This window comes from Nocardia sp. bgisy134, assembly GCF_965341865.1.
Lineage (GTDB): Bacteria > Actinomycetota > Actinomycetes > Mycobacteriales > Mycobacteriaceae > Nocardia.
Genome location: NZ_CBDQZP010000022.1, coordinates 125,282 through 150,299 on the forward strand (window position 1 = coordinate 125,282; position 25,018 = coordinate 150,299).

At 70.3% G+C, this 25,018-nt stretch carries 21 protein-coding genes and 1 pseudogene; 10 read left to right on the top strand and 12 right to left on the bottom strand.

Annotated features, from left to right (window positions below; genetic code table 11):
• Nucleotides 1-251: 251 nt before the first annotated feature.
• From ACRWNM_RS31100 to ACRWNM_RS31115, 4 genes are all read right to left on the bottom strand, one after another.
• On the bottom strand, nucleotides 252-515 hold the full coding sequence (locus tag ACRWNM_RS31100) for a YciI family protein (protein ID WP_431971697.1): 264 nt from the start codon (nucleotides 513-515) through the stop codon (nucleotides 252-254).
• A complete protein-coding gene (gene nusB / locus ACRWNM_RS31105; protein ID WP_431971698.1) occupies nucleotides 512-1,021 on the bottom strand; it encodes a transcription antitermination factor NusB in 510 nt (169 codons plus the stop codon). The genes ACRWNM_RS31100 and nusB overlap by 4 nt, the downstream gene beginning before the upstream one ends.
• A gap of 99 nt (nucleotides 1,022-1,120) precedes the next feature.
• Nucleotides 1,121-1,684, bottom strand: coding sequence for an elongation factor P (gene efp / locus ACRWNM_RS31110; protein WP_431971699.1), 564 nt, complete (start codon nucleotides 1,682-1,684; stop codon nucleotides 1,121-1,123).
• 34 nt (nucleotides 1,685-1,718) lie between these two features.
• On the bottom strand, nucleotides 1,719-2,846 hold the full coding sequence (locus ACRWNM_RS31115; RefSeq protein WP_431971700.1) for a M24 family metallopeptidase: 1,128 nt from the start codon (nucleotides 2,844-2,846) through the stop codon (nucleotides 1,719-1,721).
• Between the two features lie 298 nt (nucleotides 2,847-3,144).
• Here ACRWNM_RS31115 and ACRWNM_RS31120 point away from each other — a divergent pair, with 298 nt between their 5' ends.
• From ACRWNM_RS31120 to aroB, 4 genes and pseudogenes are all read left to right on the top strand, one after another.
• The gene (locus ACRWNM_RS31120) at nucleotides 3,145-3,597 is read left to right on the top strand and encodes a prepilin peptidase (RefSeq protein ID WP_431971701.1); all 453 of its coding nucleotides are present in this window, start codon (nucleotides 3,145-3,147) and stop codon (nucleotides 3,595-3,597) included.
• Nucleotides 3,598-3,957: 360 nt separating this feature from the next.
• On the top strand, nucleotides 3,958-5,175 hold the full coding sequence (aroC, locus tag ACRWNM_RS31125) for a chorismate synthase (protein ID WP_431971702.1): 1,218 nt from the start codon (nucleotides 3,958-3,960) through the stop codon (nucleotides 5,173-5,175).
• Nucleotides 5,172-5,690 (top strand): annotated as a pseudogene (locus ACRWNM_RS31130) (shikimate kinase); the annotation flags it as partial. The gene aroC and the pseudogene ACRWNM_RS31130, both read left to right, overlap by 4 nt.
• A 761-nt stretch (nucleotides 5,691-6,451) precedes the next feature.
• Nucleotides 6,452-7,573, top strand: a complete 1,122-nt coding sequence (gene aroB / locus ACRWNM_RS31135) for a 3-dehydroquinate synthase (RefSeq protein WP_431971703.1) — start codon at nucleotides 6,452-6,454, stop codon at nucleotides 7,571-7,573.
• A 72-nt stretch (nucleotides 7,574-7,645) separates the two neighbouring features.
• On the opposite strand, the gene ACRWNM_RS31140 is transcribed toward aroB, so the two are convergent.
• The 5 genes from ACRWNM_RS31140 to alaS form a co-directional block, all read right to left on the bottom strand.
• Nucleotides 7,646-8,119, bottom strand: coding sequence for a B-4DMT family transporter (locus ACRWNM_RS31140; RefSeq protein ID WP_431971704.1), 474 nt, complete (start codon nucleotides 8,117-8,119; stop codon nucleotides 7,646-7,648).
• A 66-nt stretch (nucleotides 8,120-8,185) separates the two neighbouring features.
• Nucleotides 8,186-8,995, bottom strand: a complete 810-nt coding sequence (locus ACRWNM_RS31145; protein WP_431971723.1) for a shikimate dehydrogenase — start codon at nucleotides 8,993-8,995, stop codon at nucleotides 8,186-8,188.
• A 13-nt stretch (nucleotides 8,996-9,008) separates the two neighbouring features.
• Nucleotides 9,009-10,544 (bottom strand): endolytic transglycosylase MltG, encoded by a 1,536-nt coding sequence (locus ACRWNM_RS31150; RefSeq protein ID WP_431971705.1) that lies wholly within the window; start codon nucleotides 10,542-10,544, stop codon nucleotides 9,009-9,011.
• Nucleotides 10,541-11,113: a Holliday junction resolvase RuvX gene (gene ruvX, locus ACRWNM_RS31155; RefSeq protein ID WP_431971706.1), complete on the bottom strand. Its 573-nt coding sequence runs from the start codon at nucleotides 11,111-11,113 to the stop codon at nucleotides 10,541-10,543. Before ruvX ends, ACRWNM_RS31150 begins: the two co-directional genes overlap by 4 nt.
• The gene (gene alaS, locus ACRWNM_RS31160) at nucleotides 11,113-13,779 is read right to left on the bottom strand and encodes an alanine--tRNA ligase (RefSeq protein WP_431971707.1); all 2,667 of its coding nucleotides are present in this window, start codon (nucleotides 13,777-13,779) and stop codon (nucleotides 11,113-11,115) included. Before alaS ends, ruvX begins: the two co-directional genes overlap by 1 nt.
• Before the next feature lie 126 nt (nucleotides 13,780-13,905).
• On the opposite strand from alaS, the gene ACRWNM_RS31165 reads away from it, so the two are divergent.
• Together ACRWNM_RS31165 and ACRWNM_RS31170 are read left to right on the top strand one after the other, a co-directional pair.
• Nucleotides 13,906-14,625, top strand: coding sequence for a helix-turn-helix transcriptional regulator (locus ACRWNM_RS31165; protein WP_431971708.1), 720 nt, complete (start codon nucleotides 13,906-13,908; stop codon nucleotides 14,623-14,625).
• 57 nt (nucleotides 14,626-14,682) lie between these two features.
• Nucleotides 14,683-15,081, top strand: coding sequence for a hypothetical protein (locus ACRWNM_RS31170; protein ID WP_431971709.1), 399 nt, complete (start codon nucleotides 14,683-14,685; stop codon nucleotides 15,079-15,081).
• Between the two features lie 13 nt (nucleotides 15,082-15,094).
• Here the strand turns inward: ACRWNM_RS31170 and ACRWNM_RS31175 are convergent, their stop codons facing one another.
• Entirely contained in the window at nucleotides 15,095-16,453 is a 1,359-nt protein-coding gene (locus ACRWNM_RS31175) for a replication-associated recombination protein A (RefSeq protein ID WP_431971710.1), read from the bottom strand.
• Between the two features lie 187 nt (nucleotides 16,454-16,640).
• Here ACRWNM_RS31175 and ACRWNM_RS31180 point away from each other — a divergent pair, with 187 nt between their 5' ends.
• Complete coding sequence (locus ACRWNM_RS31180; protein WP_431971711.1) at nucleotides 16,641-18,311, top strand: alkaline phosphatase D family protein; 1,671 nt, start codon at nucleotides 16,641-16,643, stop codon at nucleotides 18,309-18,311.
• Between the two features lie 98 nt (nucleotides 18,312-18,409).
• Here the strand turns inward: ACRWNM_RS31180 and ACRWNM_RS31185 are convergent, their stop codons facing one another.
• A complete protein-coding gene (locus tag ACRWNM_RS31185) occupies nucleotides 18,410-19,579 on the bottom strand; it encodes a phosphotransferase family protein (protein WP_431971712.1) in 1,170 nt (389 codons plus the stop codon).
• A gap of 193 nt (nucleotides 19,580-19,772) precedes the next feature.
• Between ACRWNM_RS31185 and ACRWNM_RS31190 the strand changes: the two genes are divergently transcribed.
• Entirely contained in the window at nucleotides 19,773-20,807 is a 1,035-nt protein-coding gene (locus ACRWNM_RS31190; RefSeq protein WP_431971713.1) for a hypothetical protein, read from the top strand.
• 99 nt (nucleotides 20,808-20,906) lie between these two features.
• On the opposite strand, the gene aspS is transcribed toward ACRWNM_RS31190, so the two are convergent.
• A complete protein-coding gene (aspS, locus tag ACRWNM_RS31195) occupies nucleotides 20,907-22,691 on the bottom strand; it encodes an aspartate--tRNA ligase (protein ID WP_431971714.1) in 1,785 nt (594 codons plus the stop codon).
• A gap of 162 nt (nucleotides 22,692-22,853) precedes the next feature.
• On the opposite strand from aspS, the gene ypfJ reads away from it, so the two are divergent.
• Both ypfJ and mddA read left to right on the top strand, forming a co-directional pair.
• Entirely contained in the window at nucleotides 22,854-23,780 is a 927-nt protein-coding gene (gene ypfJ / locus ACRWNM_RS31200) for a KPN_02809 family neutral zinc metallopeptidase (RefSeq protein WP_431971715.1), read from the top strand.
• A 474-nt stretch (nucleotides 23,781-24,254) separates the two neighbouring features.
• Nucleotides 24,255-25,018 (top strand): methanethiol S-methyltransferase (mddA, locus tag ACRWNM_RS31205; RefSeq protein WP_431971716.1); only part of this gene is annotated, 764 nt, incomplete at its 3' end.

A 25,018-nucleotide genomic window follows, 5' to 3' on the forward strand; every position in this document is an offset into this window, starting at 1 on the left:
TCGCCGAGACCCGTATCGGCGGATTCGCCAGTCGCACAAGCGCGGTCGCGCACGCGGCGCCCATGACCCGCGCCACACCTTATTGACCTCGAGCGCACTCGAGGTATCAGGATCACAGACGTGCCCGGCGCCGGATCACGGTCGATATCGGCGGCGGGCGCCACCCCCGACCCGGGACTCCGCAGACGTCCCGGTGGGCTCCCGCCGGGCCGAGTACACCCACCGGCGGGAGCCGGATCGGGCGGAGCCGATCAGGCCGAGACGGTGATCTCCCACTCGTACACGGTGAGTTCCGAGGCGCCGGTGGTGTGCACCGGGTCGCCGTCGGCGATCTCGCGGGCCGCCGCGAGGCTGTCGGCGCGGATCACGTAGGCCCCGCCGGTGCCGTCGGTGAAGCGGCCGCTCTCCACGAGTTGCCCGCGTCCCACCAACCCGTCCAGGAACTCCTTGTGCGGTTCGATGACCGCGGGGTCGAAGCGCGGCGTGCGCATGACCATGACCAGGTACTTGTTCACGCCTCGGGCTCCGGGCGCGGGGCACGGGTCGCGGCCGCGGCGGCGCGCACCTGCGGGGCGACCAGCACGACCTGACCGAGCACGCCGTTGACGAACGACGGCGAGTCGTCGGTCGACAGTTCCTTGGCCAGCTCCACCGCCTCGTCGACGGCCACCACCGGCGGAACGTCGTTGGCGTGGAACAACTCCCACACGGCGATGCGCAGAATCGCGCGGTCCACCGCGGGCAACCGGGACAGCGCCCAGTCCTGCAGGTAGGACTCGATGGTGCCGTCCACGCGATCCAGGTCGTCGGCGACGCCCTCGACCAGGGTCCTGGTGTAGGCGTGCACCGGGGCGACGGTCTGGTCCTTCGTGGCCAGGTCGACGCGCTCGTCCAGCAGCTCGGCGGCGTCGATGTCGCGCGCCTCCGCCTCGAACAGCAGGTCGACGGCGCGACGCCGCGCCTTGTGCCGGGCGCCCAGCTTCTTGAACGTGGATTTCTTGTCTGCGGGCTGTTCCGCCACGGTCACATCATCCCCGTCGTTCTGTATCAGGGCGGCACGAGCGCCCGCCACGGTGGTCCCGCCACCGGGCCGCGCACTCCCGCCGCGAGCGACTGGCGATCAGGCGTTGACCCGGCCGAGGTAGCTGCCGTCGCGCGAGTCGATGCGCAGCTTGTCGCCGGTGTTGATGAACAGCGGTACCTGCACCTCGGCGCCGGTCTCCAGGGTGGCGGGCTTGGTGCCGCCGGTGGAGCGGTCGCCCTGCAGGCCGATGTCGGTGTGCTGCACCACGAGCTCGATGGAGACCGGGAGCTCGACGAACAGCGGCGCGCCCTCGTGCATGGCCACCTGGACGGCCATGTTCTCCAGTAGGAAGCGGGCGCCGTCGCCGATGGTGGCCTCGGTGATCGAGATCTGGTCGAAGGTCTCGCCGTCCATGAAGATGTAGTCGGAGCCGTCGTGGTACAGGTAGGTCATGTCGCGACGGTCGACGGTCGCGGTCTCCACCTTGACACCCGCGTTGAAGGTCTTGTCGACGACCTTGCCGGACACGACGTTCTTCAGCTTGGTCCGCACGAAGGCGGGGCCCTTACCCGGCTTGACGTGCTGGAACTCGACGATCTGCTGGAGCTGACCGTCGATCTTCAGCACGAGGCCGTTCTTGAAGTCGCTGGTGTCCGCCACTGTCTTCGGATCTCCTGTTCTCAGGTAACCGGCGTCATTCGACGACGGTCAGGTCTTTGCTGGTGTGGGTGAGCAGCTCCGGGCCCCCTTCGCGCACCACGAGCGTGTCCTCGATTCGGACGCCGCCGCGGCCGGGAAAGTACACACCTGGTTCGACGGTCACCGCCACGCCGGATAGAAGTGTACCGGTTCCGTTTTTCATGATTCCCGGCGCTTCGTGGATGCGCAGGCCGACGCCGTGCCCGAGACCGTGCACGAACAGCTTGCCGTGGCCCGCCGCCTCGATCACCGAGCGCGCCGCCGCGTCCACCTCGCCCGCCTGCGCGCCGGGCCGCAGCGCCTTGCGCCCGGCCCGCTGCGACTCCACCACCAGGGCGTACACCTCGCGCTGCCAATCGGACGGGCGGCCGAGCACGAAGGTGCGGGTCATATCGGAGTGGTAGCCGCCGACCACCGCGCCGAAATCGATCTTCACGAAATCGCCCTCGGCCAGCACGGCATCGGTCGGGCGGTGATGCGGTATCGCGGAATTGGCGCCCGCGGCCACGATGGTCTCGAAGGCGACCGCCTCGGCGCCGTGCTCGTACATGGCCCATTCCAGGTCACGCGCGACCTGGCGCTCCGTGCGCCCCGGGCGCAGTCCGCCGCGCTCCAGCAGCGTGGCCAGTCCGGCGTCGCCCGCGGCGCACGCCGTGCGCAGCTGTTCGACCTCGTACGCGTCCTTGACCATGCGCAACTGCTCGACCAGGCCGGGAGTGGCCACCAGCTCCAGGCCGGTCTTCTGCTCGACGAAACCGCGGTGCTGGTCGACGGTCACCACGTGGCTCTCGAAGCCGATCCGGCCGAGCTGCCACTCCCCCGCCAGCTCCATGATCCGCCGCGCGGTGGCGCGGGCGATCTCGGCGCGCAGATCCGGCGCCTGCTCGGTGACCTGGCTGCGGTAGCGGCCGTCGGTGCCGATCACGGTGCGTTCCTCGGCGTTGCGCATGTCCCAGGAGTGCACGAGCAGCGTGGCGTTGGAGCCGGTGAACCCGGTCAGATACCTGATGTTCACCAGGTCGGTGACCAGCAGCGCATCGACCTCGTTCTCCACAAGCAGACTGCGCAGCGCACCGCGGCGCGCCGCGTAGTCGGGCCCGCGGCCCGCGTGATCAGCTGACATGGATCAAAGCTACCGCCGACACGCGGTGGTGCGGCAGTCCCACACCCGAACCGTCACCTCCGCGGGCCGGACGGAAGACGGGCGCACGGGACGAATCGGGCGCGAACGACGTATCCGTGGACCGGCCGCCGCAGCGCCGGCCAAGCGAATCCAGCGGAGCCACGGCGGCTGTCGAGCCGGGCCCGGCCGCTCGGCTTTCGAGCGAATCCGATCCGATCGATGTTCACATGCCCTGCGGTTATGCACATTTCGCATCGACCGCTGCGAAACGCCCGGCGGATCAACGAGGGTGGATCACATGCCATACACAGCGTTCGCGATGCTCACGGGATGGTGTGCGGTGCTGAGCCTTTTCGATCTTCGGCAACGCAGGCTGCCCAACGCGCTGACCGGATGGGGCGCCCTCGCCGTCTTCGGATACGCCCTGTTCACAACACAATTCACAGCCGCGGCGGCCGGTGCCGCACTCCTCGCCGCGCCCTACCTGGCGGTGCACCTCATCGCGCCCGCTTGCCTCGGCGCGGGCGACGCGAAGCTGGCGGTGGGGCTGGGCGCGGCCGCCGGGATGGGCGGAGCACAGGCGTGGGTGTGGGCGGCGCTCGCAGGGCCGGTGTTCACGGCGGGCGTCGCATCGGTGATCGTGGTTCGCCGGCGGATCGCCTCGGGGGTGCGGGTGCGGCCCGAGACCTTGGCGCACGGCCCGTCCATGTGCCTGGCGACGCTGATCGCCGTGGCGGTGCCCAGCGGGTGAGGCACGGTCGCCGACGGTGCGCAATTCTCGTCGGGTTGCCGGGCCATTCCTGCCGGTGCGGCGATCCGCCCGGTGGCCCGCGGGCACATCCGCCGAAACAGGCGTCGCCCGGGTGGCGCGCAGTGCGGGCCCTTCGAATGGACAGGGCTCCGGACCGCCCGCGCCCGCGGCCCTCGTGCCGGGCCGCTGCTCGCGTCGCGGCGGCTGTGCGGCGGCGAACGGCGAGCGACACCGAGCGGGCGTGCGTCTCGCGGCCCGGCGGCGATACTCGGGAAGAGGACTCGGGCGCGGGTTCGCGCCGATGACGTGCCAGTGATCACGGCGGACCGGATGCGGGTCCGACCGCGCCGACATGGAAGGATGGAGAACGTGCTGCGCTGGATAACTGCCGGAGAATCCCATGGTCCCGCCCTCGTCGCCATCCTCGACGGGATGGTCGCCGGTGTCGAAGTGACGTCCGAGGAGATTTCCGCTCAGCTGGCGCGCCGCAGGCTCGGGTACGGACGCGGCGCCCGGATGAAGTTCGAGGCCGACAAGGTGACGATGATCGGCGGCGTGCGCCACGGGCGCACCATGGGCGGCCCGGTCGCCATCGAGGTGGCCAACTCCGAGTGGCCCAAGTGGACGACCGTCATGTCCGCGGATCCGGTCGATGCTGCCGAACTGGCCGATCTGGCCCGCAACGCTCCGCTGACCCGGCCCCGGCCCGGTCACGCCGACTACTCGGGCATGCTCAAGTACGGCTTCGACGACGCGCGCAACGTGCTCGAGCGCGCGAGCGCCCGGGAGACGGCCGCCCGCGTCGCGGCGGGCACCGTGGCGCGGAACTTCCTGCGCCAGGCCTTCGGCGTCGAGGTGGTCTCGCACGTGGTCTCGATCGGCGGCGCCGCCAACACCACCGGCGTGACGCCGACCGCCGCGGATCTGGACGCCGTCGACGCCAGCCCGGTGCGCGCGTTCGACGCCGAGGCCGAGGCGGCGATGATCGCCGAGATCGAGGCGGCCAAGAAGGACGGCGACACCCTCGGCGGCGTCGTCGAGGTGATCGTGGAGGGTCTTCCCGTCGGCCTCGGCTCGTTCGTGAGCGGCGAGAACCGCCTCGATTCCCGGCTTGCGGCCGCGCTCATGGGCATCCAGGCCATCAAGGGCGTCGAGGTCGGCGACGGTTTCGAGACCGCGCGCAGGCGCGGCAGCCTGGCCCACGACGAGATGCGCCCCGGCCCGGACGGCGTGCTGCGCTCCACCAACCGCGCGGGCGGCCTCGAGGGCGGCATGACCAACGGCGAACCGTTGCGGGTGCGCGCGGCCATGAAGCCGATCTCCACGGTTCCCCGTGCGCTGTCCACCGTCGACATGAGCACCGGCGAGGAGGCCGTGGCCATCCACCAGCGCTCGGATGTGTGCGCCGTGCCCGCCGCGGGCGTGGTGGCCGAGGCGATGGTGGCCCTGGTGGTCGCGCAGGCCGCGCTGGAGAAGTTCGGCGGCGACTCGCTGAACGAGACGGTCGAGAACATCACCAGCTACGTCAAGCGGATCGGCATCCGCCCGCACGTTCCGGCGGACAGTCGGCCGCAATGATCGTGCAGACCGACCCGCGCGCACCGCGCGTGGTGCTGGTCGGACCGCCGGGGGCGGGGAAATCGACGATCGGCCGCAAGCTCGCCAAGGAACTCGGCGTCGACCTGTACGACACCGACGCGGGCATCGAGCGCGAAACCGGTCGCACCATCCCCGAGATCTTCGCCGCCGACGGTGAGCCGGAATTCCGGCGGATCGAGGAACGGGTGGTGCGCCGCGCCATCCTCGCCGAGCGCGGCGTGGTCTCGCTCGGCGGCGGCGCGGTGTTGTCCAAGGACACCAGGGCGCTGCTGCGCAACCGGACGGTGGTGTACCTGGAGATCAGCGTGGCCGAGGGGCTGCGGCGCACCGGCGCGAGCAATCAGCGCCCGCTGCTCAACGGCGACGACCCCGGTGCGAAGTACCGGGAGCTGATGCGCAAGCGCCGCCCGCTGTACCGCGAGGTGGCCACGGTGCGAGTGCGCACCGACGGGCGCAGCCCCGGCCGCGTGGTGCGGATGATCCTGGACAAGCTGGGCATCGAACCCGTCACGCCCAGCGCGGACCCCGAACCGGATGCCGCCACCGCGGCGGATCGCGGCGCCGATCGGACGCCGGAAGGCCAGGGCAGCAGCCGATCCCGAGCCCGCCGCAGGGCCAGGGCTCGCGCGGCCGCCCGGCGCGCGGCGGCCAAGGAAAACGGCGCGGCCGACAAGGAAACCGGGGAGATCACACCGGCGGCGACTGGCGCACGGTCCGATGCTTCGAGCACGACAACCGTCGCCGCCGAGGGCACGGCTTCCGGTGGACGCCGCCGCCCACGCCGCAGGCGGTCCGCTGCCCGCACACCATCGGCCGAACCGGGCCGCACCGTGACCACCGCACCCGCCGCGGAGACCAGGTCGTGGCTCCCCCGGCTCGTCACCTCCGGCGTGCGACCCGACGAAACCGGCGCGACCCCCGGCTCGGGTCGAGCCCGCCGCCCCAGGGCGTGCCGCCCCGCCGGAGCACCGAACCCCGGCGGCGGACCCGGGGCCGCCGTTCCCCTTGCGGGACAAGCTGATTCGACAACTCCGGCGCAGAAGAACGCGGAGCGGGCGACCGGCGACGCCGCCACCGGGCACGACCGGCCCGGCCGCTGCGCCGCGTCCCTCGCCCCCACCGAGCCGAGCGCGCACCCGGCGGCGGCAGAATCAGCATCGAAGACCACTTCCAGCGGCCGCGCCCGGCGCGCCCGCGCTCGCCGCGGCCGCGCGCGAGCACTCGAGCAACCGGCACGAACAGAATCGGAGCAGTAGTGACAGAGCCGAGTCGTATCCAGGTCCGCACCGCCGAGCCGTACCCGGTGATCATCGGTCGCGGCTTGCTCGGCGAGCTCGTCGAGTCGGTCACGGGTGCGACCAAGGGCGTGCGCACGGTCGCGATCTTCCATCAGCCGCCGCTGGCCGAGACCGCCGAGGCCGTGCGCAAGGCGCTGGCCGAGACCGGCCTGGACGCGCACCGCGTCGAGATTCCGGACGCCGAGGCGGGCAAGGACCTCGCCGTCGCCGGGTTCTGCTGGGAGGTGCTGGGCCGCATCGGGTTGACCCGCAACGACGTCGTGGTGAGCCTGGGCGGCGGCGCGGCCACCGACCTGGCCGGTTTCGTCGCGGCCACCTGGATGCGCGGCGTGCAGGTGGTGCACGTGCCGACCACCCTGCTGGCCATGGTCGACGCGGCGGTCGGCGGCAAGACCGGCATCAACACCGAGGCGGGCAAGAATCTGGTCGGCTCCTTCCACGAGCCGTCGGCCGTGCTGGTCGACCTGGCGACGCTGGAGACCGTGCCGCGCAACGAGATCGTCGCGGGCATGGCCGAGATCATCAAGGCCGGTTTCATCGCCGACCCGGTGATCCTCGACCTGGTGGAGCGCGATCCGGAGGCGGCGATCGATCCCACCGGCGACGTGCTGCCCGAACTCGTGCGCCGCGCCATCCAGGTCAAGGCCGACGTGGTCGCCGAAGACCTGAAGGAATCCAGCCTGCGCGAGATCCTCAACTACGGCCACACGCTGGGCCACGCGATCGAGCGCAGGGAGCGCTACCGCTGGCGCCACGGCGCCGCGGTCTCCGTCGGCCTGGTCTTCGCCGCCGAACTCGGCCGCCTTGCCGGGCGCCTCGACGACGCCACCGCCGATCGCCACCGCACCATCCTGGCCAGCGTCGGCCTGCCGACCAGCTACGACGCCGACGCGCTTCCGCAACTGCTGGACGCCATGCAGACCGACAAGAAGACCCGCTCCGGCGTGCTCCGTTTCGTCGTTCTCGACGGACTGGCCAAGCCGGGTCGCCTGGAGGGCCCCGATCCGACCCTGCTCGCCGCGGCCTACTCGGCTGTCGCCCGCGAGGAGAGCCCGAGCGGCGGCGCGATCCTGCTCTAGCGAGCCATAGAACGCGATACAGAAACAGCGCCCCCGCCGATCTCGGCGGGGGCGCTGTTTCGCGTTCCGGGGTCAGGCGCCCGCGGGGGCGGGGTTCTTGGTGAGCGAGGGCGTGGAATTGCCGTCGCGCCGTCCCGCGAGCATCCGGCCGATGCCCACACCGATCAGCCCGGGGATGAAGATCAGCAGGACGATGAACGACGCGCCCGCCGTGAGTTCGAACAGCAGGCCGTTGTCGCCGAGGTCGAAGCGAGGCAGGAAATCCAGCGCCCAGGAGACCGCGCCGCTGCCGAGCCCGCCCGCCACGGCCGCCTTCAGCCACAGGATGGTCAGGTCCGAGCCGCGTTCCGGGTCGGGATGCTTCACGCGGTCCCTGCGGCCGTCCAGCACACCCCAGCCGACGATGACGACCAGCAGCGCGAGCAGGCACAGCATCCGCATCCACGCGCCCTGCGTCGGCCACTGCACCATCGCGAATCCGAGCACGGTGCGCAGCGCCACGACCAGCGCACCGAGCAGGACGGCCCGCACTACCCAAGCATTCATGGGGAACACCTTAACGCGAGGCCCCACGGAACCGAACTAGAACCCGTATCAGAAATTTCGCCGCCGTCAGGCGTCCAGCGCGGCCGCCATGGCGGCGCGCGGCGCCGGGCGCCCGGTGAACTGCTCGACCTGCCCGTAGGCCTGATTCAGCAGCATCTGCAGCCCGCTCACCACCGTGTGCCCCGCCCGTTCGACGGCCGCGGCCAGCGGGGTCGGCCACGGGTTGTAGATCGCGTCCAGCACGACGGGCGCGATCGCGACGGCCTCGGCGATCGCCGCGCCCGCGTCGGCCGGGATCGTGCTGACCACGGCACCCGCGCTCGCGCTCGCGTCGCGTACGGCCTCGCGGTCGAAGCCGATCACCCGCGCCGCCATCCCGAGCTCGTCGGCCAGTTCCAGCGCGCCGCGGGCGCGTCCGGCGTCCCTGGCGATCACGGTGACCGACCGCGCGCCGAGTTCGGAGAGGGCGAGCAGCGCCGGACGGGCCGTGCCGCCCGCACCGAGCACGACCGCCTCCGCGATCTCCGTGACGCCTCCGCCGCGCAGCGCGCCGAGCACGCCGTCCACGTCGGTGCAGTCCGCGCGCCAGCCCTCGGCCGTGCGCACCAGGGTGTTCGCGGAACCGACCAGCACGGCGCGCTCGGTGCGCACGTCGGCGTAGGCGAGCGCCGCCTCCTTGCCGGGCATGGTGACCGAGAGACCGATCCATTCCGGTCCGAGTCCGTCCACCAGCCCGGGCAGCTCTTCGGCCGCGCACTCGATGCGCTCATAGGTCCAGTCCAGGCCCAGCGCACGGTAGGCGGCCAGGTGCAGCTGGGGCGACCGCGAATGCGCGATCGGCTTGCCGAGCACCGCTGCCTTGCGTTGCGCCGTCACGGCGCTGGTCGATTCACCGTCCACTGTCGAGAATTCCGCTCTGCCTTGCCTTTTCGATATTGCGCAGGTGCTCGGAGTAGCTCTCGGTGAACAGCGTGGTGCCCTTCTGGTCGATCGTCACGAAGTACAGCCAGTTGCCGGGTTCCGGATTCTCCATGGCGCGCAACGCGTTCAGCGAGGGCGCGGAGATCGGATTGGCGGGCAGGCCGGACATCGCGTAGGTGTTCCACGGGGTGCGGGTTTCCCGGTCGTCGTCGGTGGTGGCGACTTCGGTGCGGTCCAGCGAATAGTTCACCGTGGAGTCGAACTGCAGCGGCTGTTCGACCTCGAGCCGGTTCACGATCACCCGCGCGACCTTCGGCATGTCCTGCGGCAGCGCCTCGCGCTCCACCAGGGAGGCCGCGATCAGCGTCTCGTAAGGGCTGAGCTCGGTCTCCACGCCGGACTTCAGCAGCCCGGTCGATTCGTAACTCGCCGCGCTCGCGGTGATCAGCTGACGCAGAATCTGCTGCGGCGTGCCGCTGGGGTCGAAATCCAAAGTGCCCGCGGCGATCAGACCTTCGATCTGCCGCTTGCGGTCCGGCGCTTCGCGCACCGACTGCTCGGCCCAGGACGGCACGCCGAGCGCGGCGAGGTCGCCGCTGGAGCCCGCGGCGTCGAGCTGCTCGTAGGTCACGCACTTCTGCTGCGCGCCGGTGCCGATGCAGCTGGCGGCGGCGATCTTGGTGTAGATCCCTTCCTTGCGCGCACCGGTGTTGACGTCGTGCTGGTCGTGCAGCTGACGTCCCTCCGAGATGACCAGGTTGCCGACCCGTGCGTTCTTGCCGAGCAATGCGGAGACCGCCTCGGCGGCGGGGCTCTGGCTGGGGATCTGGTAGTACCCGGGCTGCACCGAGCTCATGTTCGAATTGCGCACCGCCGCTTGGAAAAACGCGCCGGTGCTCGCCACGACGCCCTTGTCGACCATGGTCTGGGCGATCTGCGACGAGGTGTCGCCGGGGTGCACCTGCACCACGACCAGCGGCCCGGCGGGGCCTGCGAAATCCTCCGGCGCGCCGAATTCCCCGGCCAGCTTCTTGACCGCGAAACCCACCGCGCCCACCAGCAGCACCACGAGCACGCCGCCGATCAGCCACATGTTGCGGCGTTTGCGCTTCCGCTCGGCCGCCTTGCGGGAGGCCGCCCGGGAGCGCTTGCGCGAACCGCGCGCCTGCCGCGCCTCCTTTGCCTTGGCGGGCTTGCGAGCCGACGACCGCTGCGCGCGCGGGGGCGGCGCCTGCGGCTCGGGCTCCTCCTCGTAGTCCAGCTCGTCGTCGTAGCCGTCGTCCTCGTACGGCGCGCCGTCGTACTCGAGCTCGTCGTCGTCGGTGTAGCGGGGGATGACGTTGGTGTCGTCGTCGTAGTAGTCGTCCCAGTCGTCCTGCGACCCGGCCGCGCGTCCGCCCGCGTCTCTGCCGCCTCTGTCCCAGGCCCGGTCGTCCCGTCGGTAGCGCCGGTCAGCCTCGCGCTGTCGGTACCTCTCCTCGGCCCGTGCCCACCGATCAGTCATGCATCGTCTCCGGACGACGCGTCCCGCGCCGCTTCCTCGGCCGACTTCAACACCGCACTCCGTTCGTCCAACCATCCTTGCAGGATCGACACGGCCGCCGCCTGATCGATCACCTGCCGCTGGCCACGCGCGCGAACTCCACTGTCCCGCAATGCACGTGCAGCTGACACCGTAGTCAAACGTTCGTCGGAAAGCCTGATCGGCACGGGAGCAATTTCTGATCGCAAACTTTCGGCGAACGCGATGGCCAACCCCGCCGCGGTTCCCTTTTCCCCGCGCAATGTGCGCGGCAAGCCGACAATAACCTCGACGGCTTCGTATTCCCGCACAATTTCGGCAATTCTTGCGATATCGGTTACCGCGCCCGCACCGCGCGCGTTTTTCTTCGCACGCGGAACGGTTTCCACCGGGGTCGCGAGAATGCCGTCCGGGTCGCTGGACGCCACGCCGACGCGGACGCTACCGACGTCGATGCCGATGCGTCTGCCACGGCCGGGGTCGGTGGCCGGATCGGGCCGGTCCGCTGCGTGCGGCCGGCCCGTCGAACGCGAACTCTCCGAGTCGCGCATCACCCGGCGATTTCGGCCACCCGGGCACGGACCGCGGCCACACCCGCCGCGATTCCGGAGGGATCGGACCCGGCGCCCTGCGCCATCTCCGGCTTGCCGCCGCCGCGACCGGCGATGCTCGGGCCGAAGCTGCCGACGAGGTCGCCCGCCTTGATGCCGAGCTCCTGCGCGCCCTTGTTCACGGTCACCACGAACGGCACCTTGCCGTCGACGTTGCCGAGCAGCACCACCACCGCGGGCTCGCTGCCGAAGCGGCCGCGGATATCGGTGGCCAGGGTGCGCAGATCGCCCGCGGCGACGCCCTCCGGCGCGGCCGCGGCGACCAGCAGCACGCCGCCGACGCGCTCGGCGTCGTCCACGAACTTCCCAGCCGAGGAGAGCACCGCGGCGACCTTGGTGCGCTCGAGCTCCTTCTCGGCCACCTTGAGCCGCTCCACCAACTGCTCCACGCGCCCGGGCACCTCGTCCGAGGGCACCTTCAGCGAGGCGGCGACACCGGCGAGCAGCGCGCGCTCCTTGGCCAGGTACCTGTAGGAGTCGAGGCCGACGAACGCCTCGACGCGCCGCACGCCCGAACCGATCGACGACTCGCCGAGCAGCGTGATCGGGCCGATCTGCGAGGAGTGCTGCACGTGCGTACCGCCGCACAGCTCCATCGAGAACGGGCCGCCGATCTCGACCACGCGGACCTCGTCGCCGTAGTTCTCGCCGAACAGCGCGAGCGCGCCCATCTGCTTGGCCTTGGGCAGGTCGGTGACGAACGTGTTGACCGGGAAGTCGGCGCCCACCGCGTCGTTGGACACCGCTTCGATGTCGGCCTTCTGCTGCTCGGTCAGCTGGCCCTGCCAGTTGAAGTCGAAGCGCAGGTAGCCGGGCTTGTTCAGCGAACCGGCCTGCACCGCGTTCGGGCCGAGCACCTGCCGCAGCGCGGCGTGCACCATGTGGGTGCCGGAGTGACCCTGCGTCGCGCCGCTGCGCCAGGCCGGATCGGCCTGGGCGAGGACGACGTCGCCCTCGGTGATCTGGCCCTGTTCGACCGTGGTCTTGTGTACCCACAGCTTCTTGGCGATCTTCTGCACGTCGTTGACGCGCAGCTTCAGGCCTGCGGCGGTGATGCTGCCGCGGTCGGCGATCTGGCCGCCGGACTCCGCGTACAGCGGACTGCGATCCAGGATGACCTCGACGTCCTGGCCCACGGTGGCGGTCGGCACCCGGACGCCGTCCGCGATCAGGGCGAGCACGTGCGCCTCGGAGGTCAGCTCGTCGAAGCCGGTGAACTCGGTGGCGCCGCGGTCGACCAGTTCCTTGTAGATGCTCAGGTCGGCGTGCGCGTGCTTGCGGGCGGCGGCGTCCTCCTTGGCCCGCTGGCGCTGCTCGGCCATGAGCGTGCGGAAGCCTTCTTCGTCGACCGAGAGCCCGGCCTCGGCGGCCATCTCCAGGGTGAGGTCGATCGGGAAGCCGTAGGTGTCGTGCAGGGTGAAGGCGTCCGATCCGGCGATCTTGGTGCCGCCCTTGGACTTCACCGCGGCGGCGGTGTTGTCGAACAGCGTCGAGCCGGTGTTGAGCGTCTTGAGGAACGCCGTCTCCTCGCCGACCGCCACGGTCTCGATGCGGCCGAAGTCGGTGGCCAGCTCCGGGTAGGACGGCGACATGAGGTCGCTGACCACCTTCATGAACTCGGCCATCACCGGCTTCTCGGCGCCGAGCAGGCGGGCCGAGCGCACGATGCGGCGCAGCAGCCTGCGCAGCACGTAGCCGCGGCCGTCGTTGCCGGGGTTGACGCCGTCGGAGATGAGCATCGCGGCGGTGCGGGCGTGATCGGCGATCACCCGGAAGCGCACGTCGTCGGCGTGCTCGACACCGTAGGAGCGACCGGTCAGCTCCTCGGCCTTGTCGATGATCGGGCGCAGCAGGTCGGTCTCGTAGACGTTCTCCACGCCCTGCAACAGCATGGCGACGCGCTCGACGCCCATGCCGGTGTCGATGTTCTTCTTGGGCAGCGAGCCGACCGGCGGGTGGCCGAGCTTCGGGCTCAGCTCACCGCGGATGTCCTGCATGAAGACGAGGTTCCAGATCTCGAGGTAGCGGTCCTCGTCGGCGACCGGGCCGCCTTCCTTGCCGTAGGCGGGGCCGCGGTCGTAGTAGATCTCCGAGCACGGACCGCCGGGGCCGGGCACGCCCATGTCCCAGTAGTTGTCCTTGCCGTCGCGGAACTGGATCCGCTCCTTCGGGATGCCCGCGACCCGCTCCCAGATCTCGGCGGCCTCAGGATCGTCCTCGTAGGCGGTGACCCAGATGCGCTCGGTGTCGAAGCCGAAGCCGCCCTCTTCCTGCGACTTGCTGATCAGCTCCCAGGCGAGGGTGATAGCCCCCTCCTTGAAGTAGTCGCCGAAGGAGAAGTTGCCCGCCATCTGGAAGAAGGTGTTGTGCCGGGTGGTGACGCCGACCTCTTCGATGTCGCCGGTGCGCACGCACTTCTGGACGCTGGTCGCCCGCGGGTAGGGCGGCGCCTCCTGGCCCAGGAAGTACGGCTTGAACTGGACCATGCCTGCGTTGACGAACAGCAGGTTGGGGTCGGCCAGGATCAGCGAGGCACTCGGCACCTCGGTGTGTCCGGCACGGACGAAATGGTCCAGGAAACGCCGTCTAATCTCGTGGGTCTGCACAAATATCCAGCCTACCGGTCGCTGTCCACGCGTTTTGCGCCGAGTCCGCACCCCGCGCGGCCGTCGGCGACAATCGGGCGCACCCGCCACATCCGGCGAATCCGCGCCGACAAACCAGGACGTCCCGTGACGAAAACCGAGCGACTGTACGCGCTCGCCGAAGAGTTGCGCGCGTACGCACCGCGCCCCCGCACCGCCCGCCAACTCGCGGCCCGGTTCGAAGTATCCACCCGCACGATCGAGCGTGACCTCGCGGCTCTCATGCAGGCGGGCCTGCCGATCGTCACGGTGCCCGGCCGTGCCGGAGGATACGCGCTCGACCGGCATCGCACCCTCGCGCCCGTGAGCCTCACCCCGGCGGAGGCGACCGCCCTCGCGGTGGCCCTTCCGCGCCTGGCCGGAACACCGTTCGCCGAGGCGGCGGGCTCAGCGGTGCGCAAGATCGCGGCGGTCCTGCCGGAGAGTGATCGGGCACGAGCCACCGCGCTGGTCGAACGCATCCGGCTGTTGCCCGCGGATTCGGTGTCGGCCGTCCCCCCGGCGATCCTCGAAGCGGTGGTCCGCGGACGCGTGCTGCGCTTGGACTACACCGACCGCGACGGAGCGGTCACCGTACGCGAGGTCGAACCGCTGGCCTTCCTCGCGGCCGAGCACTGGTTCCTGTACGCGTGGTGTCGGCTGCGCGGGGGCTTGCGCGGCTTCCGGCTGGACCGAGTCCGCGCGGCGAGCGTGCTGGACGAGCCCGTCGCGGCCCGCGATATCGACCTGTCGGTGATCCCCACGGGCGACGGCAAACTCATCGATGTGACCGCGATCACCGACACACCGTTGTCGCGCGAGGGCTGAATCGTGGACGGCGCCGGTCGCGGCAGCCCGCCGCGGCCCTTCCCCGAGGAGCGACTCATGCAGACCATCGACCGCGTCACTGCCGACCAGCTGGCGCAGCGTTGGACCGAATTCTGGAACGGCGCAAGGGAACTCGCGCCGAACCTGCTTTCCCCGGACTTCCGGATCCGGTTCGCCTCCCCCACCCGCGAGCTCACCGACGCCCTGCGCGGACCGGTCGAGGTGGCCGCGTTCATCGGTGAGTTCCGGGCGGCCCGCCCCGGCTTGCGATTCACCATGGACGGAGGCGCGGCGGGCGACGTGGACGCCGCGGGTTCGGGAACCTTCGCGCTCCGCTGGCGCTCCCACCAACCGGGTCAGCCCGACCACAGCGGCATCGACATGTTCGAAGCCACGGCGGGGAAGCTCACGCGGGTCTGGTCGGTCACTGGCACGTCCATGTTCGCAGTCGACTGAGGCGGGCCGCGCGCTACTTCCCGCGCACGATGCGGCGCAGCCGGTCGACGCGAGGCCCGACCTCGCGCTCGTAGCCGTGGTCGGTCGGGCGGTAGTAGTCGGCGCCGACGAGCTCGTCGGGCGGATACTGCTGGGCGAGCACACCGTCGGGGTCGTCGTGGGGGTACTTGTAGCCCTGGGCGTGACCGAGCAACGCCGCGCCCGCGTAGTGCCCGTCGCGCAGGTGCGGCGGCACGGTGCCCGCCTTGCCCGCGGAGATGTCGGCCATGGCGGCGCCGAGCGCGGCGGGGACCGCGCCGGACTTCGGGGCGGTGGCCAGGTGGATGGTCGCGTGGGTCAGGGTGAGCTGGGCCTCGGGCATGCCGATCAGCTGGACGACGTGCGCGGCCGCCACCGCGGTCTGCAAGGCCATCGGGTCGGCCATGCCGATGTCCTCGCTGGCGGAGATGACCAGCCGCCGCGCGATGAAGCGCGGGTCCTCTCCCGCGCTCATCATGCGCGCCAGATAGTGCAGCGCCGCGTCGACGTCGGAGCCGCGGATCGACTTGATGAAGGCGCTGATCACGTCGTAGTGCTGGTCGCCCGCGCGGTCGTAGCGCACGGCGGCCTTGTCCACGCTCGCCTCGACGAGGGCCAGGTCCACCGTGCCGTCGAGCGAGGACTCGGCCGAGGCCTCCAGCGCGGTCAGCGCCCGGCGCGCGTCTCCGCCCGCGACCCGCACGATGTGGTCGAGCGCCTCGTCGGTGACGGCGTAGGCGCCGCCGAATCCGCGCGGGTCGCTGAGCGCGCGTTCGAGCACGACGCGAATATCGGAGTCGGTCAGCGACCGCAGTTGCAGCACCAGCGAGCGCGACAGCAGCGGCGAGACGACGGAGAACGAGGGATTCTCCGTGGTCGCGCCGACCAGCAGCACGATCCGGTTCTCCACGGCGGCGAGCAGCGCGTCCTGCTGGGTCTTGGAGAAGCGGTGCACCTCGTCGATGAACAGCACGGTGCGCTCGCCGGCCGTGAGCCGCCTGCGCGCCAGGTCGATGACCGCGCGCACCTCCTTGACTCCGGCCGAGAGCGCCGAGAGCGCCTCGAAACGGCGGCCGGTCGCCTGCGAGATGAGCGAGGCCAACGTGGTCTTGCCGGTGCCTGGCGGACCGAACAGCAGCACCGACGCCGCTCCCGAGCCCTCGATCAACCGCCGCAGCGGCGAACCGGGGCCGAGTAGATGTTGCTGCCCGACCACCTCGTCCAAGGTGGCGGGCCGCATGCGCACGGCCAGTGGCGCGGCGCTGCCAGGACCGCGGAAGTCCACGCCCGCGCTGCCGAGCGCATCCGACTCCGCCGCGGTCTGGCCCGGCATGTCGAACAGCGCATCGCTCATGCCCGCGCCTCGCTGACGCTCGGCTCCGGCGTGCGCCAAGCGCACCGGCACACGATTCGCTCGCTCATGTTTTCGACCGTACCGCCCGTCCCCGACAACACCGGCGCGGCCCGGGATTCGCCGGACGGAAGTGATCCGCGCGGTGCCGATTTGCGAGTCCGGCCCGCATCGGCTGTGATCAACAGCCGTGGCTGAAAACGTGGTCGTTTCAGATATTGTCCAGACCGGTCCGTTCGCCCGGCGGACCCTGTTGAAAGGCGGTGCGGCCGCCGCGGCCACCGCAGGCGCGCTGCTCGCACCGACCCAGGCGCTCGCCTCGGGACCCGTGTTCCGGCACGGCATCGCCTCCGGCGATCCGCTGCCCACCGGCGTCGTCCTCTGGACTCGGGTGACCGTCTCCGACGACGCCACGCCCGGCTCCGGCCTCGGCGCGGAGGCCGCGGTCCGCTGGGAGATCGCCGCCGACGCGGGCTTCGCCTCCCTCGCCGCGTCCGGAACCGCAACGGCCACAGCCGATTCCGACCACACCGTCAAGATCGACGCGACCGGCCTCACTCCCGGCCGCGAGTACTGGTACCGATTCACCGCACTCGGCGAGACGTCGCCGGTCGGGCGCACTCGCACCGCGCCCGCGCCCTCCGACGCGCCCGACCGGCTGCGCTTCGGCGTGGTCTCCTGCTCGAACTGGGAGGCGGGCTGGTTCGGCGCCTACCGGCACCTGGCCGCCCGCTCCGACCTCGACGCGATCATCCACCTCGGCGACTACCTGTACGAGTACGGTCGCGGCGAGTACGGCGGCCGCCATGGCGCGGTGCGGCCGCACGATCCGGCGCACGAGATCGTCACGCTGACCGACTACCGCATCCGCCACGCCCAGTACAAGACCGATCCCGACCTGGCCGCGCTGCACGCGCTGCTGCCGTTCATCTGCACCTGGGACGACCACGAGTCCGCGGACAACTCCTGGTCGGGCGGCGCCAACCACCACGATCCCGCCGCGCAGGGCAGCTGGCAGGACCGCCGCGCGGCCTCGGCGCGCGCCTATCTGGAATGGATGCCGGTGCGCGCCAACGGTTCCGGTGCGAGCGTGCAGATCTACCGGCGGCTTCGCTTCGGCACCCTCGCCGAACTGTCCATGCTCGATCTGCGCAGCTACCGCGATCGGCAGCCCGCCCCCGGCGCGGGCTGGCGCGAGGTCGACAACCCCGCGCGCACCCTCACCGGCAAGGCCCAGATGGACTGGCTCACGGCGGGTTTGGTCTCGGCGCCGGTGCGCTGGAAGCTGGTCGGCAACTCGGTGATGATCGCGCCGCTGGTCTTCCCGCCGCTGGAGCCCGCCACCACCGCGGCGTTCACCGGCGCGCTCGGCGTGCCGCAGTCCGGCGTGCCCGCCAATGCCGACCAGTGGGACGGCTACGCCGCCGACCGGCGGAGCCTGTTCCGCGCGATCACCGAGCAGCAGGTCGGTGACGTCGTCTTCCTGACCGGCGACATCCACTCGTCCTGGGCCTCCGACCTGCCGATCGATGCCGCGAACTATCCGGGCGGATCGACCGCGGGCGCGGAGTTCGTCGTCCCGTCGGTCACCTCGTCGAGCATCGGCGAGGTGCTGAAGGCGGCCCCGCGCACCGTGGCGGTGCCGATCGAGGATTCGATCAAGAGCGTCAATCACCACATGCGCTACGTCGAGCTGGAGTCGCACGGGTACGGCGTCCTCGACGTGACGGAAGAGCGCGCGCAGATGGACTGGTTCTACCTGGCCGACGTCACCGACCCGGCGACGGGTGTGCGGCACGGGGCGAGCTTCGCCGTGCCCAGCGGCGGCCGCATCGAGCCGCGTGCCACGCCCGTGCCCTGACCGCGCGATCGAGCCGCCGGATCACCGGGTGCCGGACATCGACCGGCCGGTGATCAGCAACTCGCGAGCGGCGACGTGATACCGGTCCCGCCGGACCGCTACTCCGACCAGCGCTCTTCCAGCATCGCGGACACCTCGTCCGCGAAATCGCCGATCACGTCGTCGCCGGTGCAGCGCGCGTCCTCGGCGAGCGCGGCCCAGCGGTTGATCAGCGCCGCCGAGCGCGGTACCGAGAGCCCGTGCTCGCGCGCGGACGCGATGCGGGCGTGGTCGGCGGGCAGGAACCAGTTGGTGGTGAGCCACACCCAGATGAGCCGGGCTTCCAGGATGCGTTCGGCGAGCGCCTCGTCGTCGGCGAGCGCCGGGAACACCCCGACGACCTCCGAACGCCACGCCTCCACCATCTGCCTGGCGCGTTCCCTGGACAGTTCGAAATCGCACAGGCAGCCGGGGAAGGAGACCAGCGCGTAGGCGATGTCGAGAGTGGCGTCGCGGAAGCCGCCCCACTCGTAGTCGAGGAACCTGGCGCCCTCCTGGTTGAGGATGACGTTGTCCGGGCACAGGTCCGACGGGCTGAACGCCCGGAACCGCCCGGCCGAGAACAATCGGTTGCCGCGCACGATGCGCTCGGCGATCTCACCGGGCACCTCGATGCCCAGCTCGCGCTGCAACAGGCCAGGCACCTCGGAGATCGCGGCCTCGGCCTGCTGGGCGATGCCGTCGACTCGATGGACCACCTCGACGCGGCGCAGCAGCGCGACGAAATCGGCCTCGCGTCCCACGGTGGCCGCGTGCATCCGGCCGAGCGCCTGGGCGAAGGCCATCAGCGCGTTGCGGGTGGCGGGCTCGGCGCCGGACCGCAGCACCGCGGTCATCCTGTCGTTCTCGCCGAGATCGGACAGGATCAGCAGACGGTCCGGCAGGCTGTGCGCGATCAGATACGCGCCGGGCCGCTGCTCGCGGCTGAGTGCGGTGGTGAACTGGTAGGAGACGGCTTCCCGGAGGAATGCCGAATCGATGCTGGCGACGCCGGGTGCCAAGCCTCCGGTGCGGCGGTCGCGGGCGGCACCGCGCACCTGCTTGACGATCAGCGTCCTGGGCAGCGAGAACGAATTCTCGGCAACACGCACACGTAGGACTGTCGTCCTACCACTACCGCTGAGTTCCATCGGATCGCTCAGCTTCACCGGAGCACCCATTCGCTTTGTGAGCAACTGTTGTGCTGCGGACACGACTTCGGCGGCGCGTTCGGCCAATAGTGCGGTCATCGCCTCTCAAGCTACTCGCATGGGGTCACTTCTAGCGAGCGGTTACGCAACCTTTCCGCTTCGCTCGGCGTGTCTCGTGTCGTGGCTACCGGCCGCGCCGCGCTCGCTTGACACCATGGCACGCGTCCGGTTTTCTCATCGTGAACTGCTGTGCGCCACATCGCAAACCAGTTGCGTCGAAAGGTCTCCGACATTGACCGACACACCGTCCTCCGCACCGAAGGACCCCGCAGGCGGTACACCCCGGCAGGGCGGTGAAAGCGAGCAGTTCGCGGCCCAGCCGGGGCAACACGAGAGCGGTGACCCCTACGCGCCACTGCCCGCCGCGGGACACGCCCGCCACGAAATGCCTGGTGGAGCCGGCTACCCACAGTTCGAGGGCCCGGGTGCGGCCCAGTACGGCGCCGAGCCGGTGGAGCCGCCGCCCGCGGTGGCCACCCAGCAGCCGTCGTACGGACCCGCGGGCAGCGGGCCTGGAATACCACAGCAGTACGGCGCGCCGCAAGAATACGGCGCGCCCGAATATGGTGTGCCACAGCAACCGGGAACGATACCGCCCGGCGCCGCGCCGGGACAACCGATCTACGGCTATCAAGCAGGGACGCCCGCCGGTCTCGACGTCGGGCATGCGCTCAGTTACGGCCTGGAAAAATTCCGGACGAATCTTGCTCCGTGGCTAGGAATTACGGCGCTGGGCGTCGTCATCTATTTGGTCTTCGTGTTGGTCGTGCAGATATTCGAACCGAACTCGCTTTTGCCGCTGGTATTGCTCTTCCTCGCGGTAATGGCGGCGCTGTGGTTGTTGCAGGCCGCGATGGTGCGCGGGGCGCTATACGAAACCGACGGCGCCAAACCGGTTTTCGGTTCGTACTTCAAGTTCGTGAACGCGGGGAATGTCTTGCTGACCGCCCTGCTCGCGTTCCTCGGCACCTGGATCGGGCTGGCGCTGTGCGTGATTCCCGGACTCGTCGTCGGCATGCTGTGTATGTTCGCGCTGCACTTCGTCGTCGATCAGGATCTCGGCCCGTTCGACGCGATCAGGTCGAGCGCCATCCTGGTGATCAACAACATCTGGCCGGTACTGCTGCTGGCGCTGTCCGTCGCGGTGATCACGTTCCTCGGCCTGCTGCTGTGCGGCATCGGACTGCTCGCCGCCGGCCCGGTCTCGATCCTCGCGGTGACCTACGCCTACCGCACCTTGACCGGCGGGCGCATCGCCGCGGTCTGATCGACGCGCGGTCGCTCGACACACCCAGAAACGCGACGCGCCGTCCACCACGGAGGCGACTCCGTCACGGACGGCGCGTCGAGCGACCGGTAGCCGGTTCTACTCGGTGATCGCGACCTTTTCCTGCTCCGGCTTGACGTCCAGGCCCGCCTCCTTGCGCTGCTGCGCGGTGATCGGCGCGGGCGCGTCGGTCAGCGGGTCGACGCCGCCGCCGGTCTTCGGGAAGGCGATGACCTCGCGGATGGAGTCCAGGCCCGCCAGCAGCGCGGTGATCCGGTCCCAGCCGAAGGCGATGCCGCCGTGCGGCGGGGCGCCGTAGGCGAAGGCGTCGAGCAGGAAGCCGAACTTCTCCTGGGCCTCGTCGTGGCTGATGCCCATCACCTTGAAGACGCGTTCCTGAACGTCGCGGCGGTGGATACGGATCGAACCGCCGCCGATCTCGTTGCCGTTGCAGACGATGTCGTAGGCGTAGGCCAGCGCCGAGTCCGGGTCGGTGTCGAAGGTGTCCAGCGACTCGGGCTTCGGCGAGGTGAACGCGTGGTGCACCGCGGTCCATGCCGAATGACCAAGCGCCACATCGCCGCTCGCGGTCGCGTCGGCGGTGGACTCGAACAGCGGCGCGTCCACGATCCACACGAACGACCAGGCGTTCTCGTCGATCAACCCGACCTTGCGGGCGATCTCGCCGCGCGCCGCGCCGAGCAGCGCGCGCTGGGCCTTGGCCGCGCCCGCGGCGAAGAAGACACAGTCGCCGGGCACCGCGCCGACGTGCTTGGCCAGCCCTTCGCGTTCGGCCTCGCTGAGGTTCTTGGCGACCGGACCGCCGAGCGTGCCGTCCTCGTTCACCAGGATGTACGCCAGCCCCTTGGCCCCGCGCTGCTTGGCCCACTCCTGCCAGGCGTCGAGCTGACGTCGCGGCTGGCTCGCGCCGCCCGGCATCACGACCGCGCCGACATAGGGCGCCTGGAACACCCGGAACGGGGTGTCCGTGAAGTACTCGGTGCACTCGGTGATCTCGACGCCGAAACGCAGGTCGGGCTTGTCGGAGCCGAACCGGCGCATGGCCTCGGCGTAGGTCATGTGCGGGATCGGCGTCGGGATCTCGTGGCCGATCAGCTTCCACAGCGCGACCAGGATCTCCTCGGACAGCAGGATCACGTCCTCCTGGCGCACGAAGCTCATCTCGATGTCGAGCTGAGTGAACTCGGGCTGCCGGTCGGCGCGGAAGTCCTCGTCGCGGTAGCAGCGCGCGATCTGGTAGTAGCGCTCGATGCCGCCGACCATGAGCAGCTGCTTGAACAGCTGCGGGCTCTGCGGCAGCGCGTAGAAGTTGCCCGGCTGCAACCGCGCGGGCACCAGGAAGTCGCGGGCGCCCTCCGGGGTGGAACGGGTCATCGTCGGGGTCTCGACCTCGATGAACTCGTGGTGCGCCAGCACCGCGCGCGCCGTGGCGTTGACCTTCGAGCGCAGCCGGATGGCGTGCCCGGGGCCCTCGCGGCGCAGGTCCAGGTACCGGTACTTCAGCCGGGCCTCGTCACCGGGCTGCTCGTCGAGCTGGAACGGCAGGGGAGCGCTCTCGTTGAGTACCTCCAGCTTGCCGACGTTCACCTCGATCTGACCGGTCGGCAGCTCAGGGTTCTCGTTGCCGTCCGGGCGCAGCTCGACCACGCCGGTGATCAGCACGCAGTACTCGGCGCGCAGCCGGTGCGCCTGCTCGGCGGCCTCGCCTTCGCGGAAGACCACCTGCGCCACACCCGACGCATCGCGCAGATCGATGAAGATCACGCCACCGTGGTCGCGCCGCCGGGCCACCCAGCCGGTGAGGGTGACGGTCTGACCGGCATGTTCGCTTCGCAGCGAACCAGCCAAGTGGGTGCGCAGCACGGGATTCCTTTCGACGACTCCGGCACCGGCGGGGTCCACCAGGTGCGGTTGCCATCGTAGTTAGACACATTCGTCAAGTGGAAACCGATATCTGCGCGGCCGTGTCAAGCTGTAGCCAGACGGTCGCCCGACCACTGCGCAAAACGCCACCGAAGGACGAGGATGACGTTCAACGAAGGGCTCCAGATCGACCCGAACCGGGCCTCTTCCGGCGGCGGGCCAGGCATGGGCGGCAAGCTGGCGCTCGGCGGCGGTGCGGGCGGTCTGATCCTGCTGGTGATCACATTGCTGCTCGGCGGCGACCCCGGTTCGGTCCTCGGCCAGTTCACCGGCGCCCAGGACACTCAGCAGACGCAGCCGGGCACGGCGGGCACCCCGGAACACTGCAAGACCAGCGCGGACGCCAACAAGTACGTCGACTGCCGGGTCGTGCTCACCGCGCAGAGCCTGGACGCGGTGTGGTCGAACGAACTGCCCGCGCAGACCGGCAAGCGCTACGTGCAGCCCGAGCTGGTGCTGTTCTCCGGCGCGGTCGCCACCGGCTGCGGCAACGCCACCAGCGCGGTCGGCCCCTTCTACTGCCCGGCCGACCGGACCGCCTACTTCGACGTCAGCTTTTTCCAGGAGCTGACCGACCGCTTCGGCTCCAGCGGCGGTCCGCTCGCCCAGGAGTACGTGGTCGCGCACGAGATCGGCCATCACATCCAGAACCAGCTCGGCGACATCGGCCGCGCCCAGCGCGATCCGCGCGGACCGGAGTCCGGCGCGGTGCGCACCGAACTGCAGGCCGACTGCTACGCGGGCATCTGGGCCCACTACGCGGACAAGACGCCCGCACCCGGCGGCAACAAGCCGTTCCTGCTGCGGCTGTCCGACACCGACATCAACGACGCCCTCTCGGCGGCCTCCGCGGTCGGCGACGACCGGATCCAGCGCGCCGCGCACGGCCGGGTCAACCCCGAGGCGTGGACGCACGGCTCGTCCGAGCAGCGCCAGAAATGGTTCCTCACCGGCTATCGCACCGGGCAGGTCAGGGCGTGCGACACCTATTCCGCGCAGGACCTGAACAACCCGGCCGCGTTGCGCTGACCCGCGCGCAGCACCGGCCGATCAGGTCGAACGCCCGACGCGAGCCTTGTTCACCCGCCCGTCGACGCCTAGCGTGAACGAGGTGATCAGCTGCGGCAACCGGCAGCGTGACGTCACGCACCGCCGGTACGGCGAGCCCGCTCGAAGGCGATCGCCATACCCGATCGGACGGCGATTCCACCATCGCCTGCCCGGGGGTAACGCAGGGTCGATTCCAGCGCATTCCAGAACGGTCACCCGGTCGCGAACGGGTCTCCCCGCCCACGGCGACAGCGCCGAGTCCGGCTCGGCGAGTTCGCGGGCGACCAGGAATACGCCAGGTATCACGGGCGCCGCGACGACGCCCACGCAGACGAAACCGTCGCCGCGTCGCGCACGCACGGCCTCCGGGACACGCCGCCGTTCGGCAGGCGGTCCCGAGTGGTGGCCTGCCCGCCTGCGCGCGGTGAAGGAAGAACCACCTCGAAGGGCATGATGATGCATTATCTCGCAATCGGTTACGGTGCCGTGGCCTATCTGGCGTTCGTCGCCGCTTTCCTCTACGCGATCGGCTTCGTCGGCAATTTCTGGGTTCCCCGCAGCGTCGACGCGGGCGTGGAGGCTTCGATCGGTGAGGCCATCGTGGTCAACGCGCTGCTGCTCGGCGTGTTCGCCGTCCAGCACAGCGTGATGGCCCGTCCGGCGTTCAAACGCTGGTGGACGCGGGCGGTGCCCGAGTCCATCGAGCGCAGCACCTATGTGCTGCTGGCCAGCCTGGCGCTGTTCCTGCTGTATTGGCAGTGGCGGACGATGCCCGCCGTCGTCTGGGACGTCGAGGCCACCGCGGGCCGGATCGTCCTGTGGGCACTGTTCTGGATCGGCTGGGTGACCGTGCTGCTCTCGACGTTCATGATCAACCACTTCGACCTGTTCGGGCTCCGTCAGGTCTCTTTCGCCTGGCGTGGCGAGCCCTACCGCGACCTCCCGTTTCGCACCAACCTCTTCTATCGCGTGATCCGGCATCCGCTGATGCTCGGCTTCCTCATCGCGTTCTGGGCGACGCCGACCATGACGGCCGGTCATCTGTTCTTCGCCGCCGCGACGACGGGCTACATCCTGATCGCGCTGCACATCGAGGAGCACGATCTGGTGGCCTTGTTCGGCGACCAATACCGCGACTACCAACATCGCGTGCCGATGCTGGTGCCGTGGCCGCGGCACCACGACACCTCTGCGCCGACCGTCCAGCATCGCCCGGC

Excerpts from the sequence above, each read along its gene's own strand:
- ACRWNM_RS31115 (WP_431971700.1), bottom strand. The coding sequence starts at position 2,846 with ATGTCAGCTGATCACGCGGGCCGCGGGCCCGACTACGCGGCGCGCCGC.
- ACRWNM_RS31120 (WP_431971701.1), top strand. The coding sequence starts at position 3,145 with ATGCCATACACAGCGTTCGCGATGCTCACGGGATGGTGTGCGGTGCTG.
- aroC (WP_431971702.1), top strand. The coding sequence starts at position 3,958 with ATGGAGAACGTGCTGCGCTGGATAACTGCCGGAGAATCCCATGGTCCC.
- ACRWNM_RS31140 (WP_431971704.1), bottom strand. The coding sequence starts at position 8,119 with ATGAATGCTTGGGTAGTGCGGGCCGTCCTGCTCGGTGCGCTGGTCGTG.
- ACRWNM_RS31150 (WP_431971705.1), bottom strand. The coding sequence starts at position 10,544 with ATGACTGATCGGTGGGCACGGGCCGAGGAGAGGTACCGACAGCGCGAG.
- ruvX (WP_431971706.1), bottom strand. The coding sequence starts at position 11,113 with ATGCGCGACTCGGAGAGTTCGCGTTCGACGGGCCGGCCGCACGCAGCG.
- ACRWNM_RS31170 (WP_431971709.1), top strand. The coding sequence starts at position 14,683 with ATGCAGACCATCGACCGCGTCACTGCCGACCAGCTGGCGCAGCGTTGG.
- ACRWNM_RS31175 (WP_431971710.1), bottom strand. The coding sequence starts at position 16,453 with ATGAGCGATGCGCTGTTCGACATGCCGGGCCAGACCGCGGCGGAGTCG.
- ACRWNM_RS31185 (WP_431971712.1), bottom strand. The coding sequence starts at position 19,579 with ATGACCGCACTATTGGCCGAACGCGCCGCCGAAGTCGTGTCCGCAGCA.
- ypfJ (WP_431971715.1), top strand. The coding sequence starts at position 22,854 with ATGACGTTCAACGAAGGGCTCCAGATCGACCCGAACCGGGCCTCTTCC.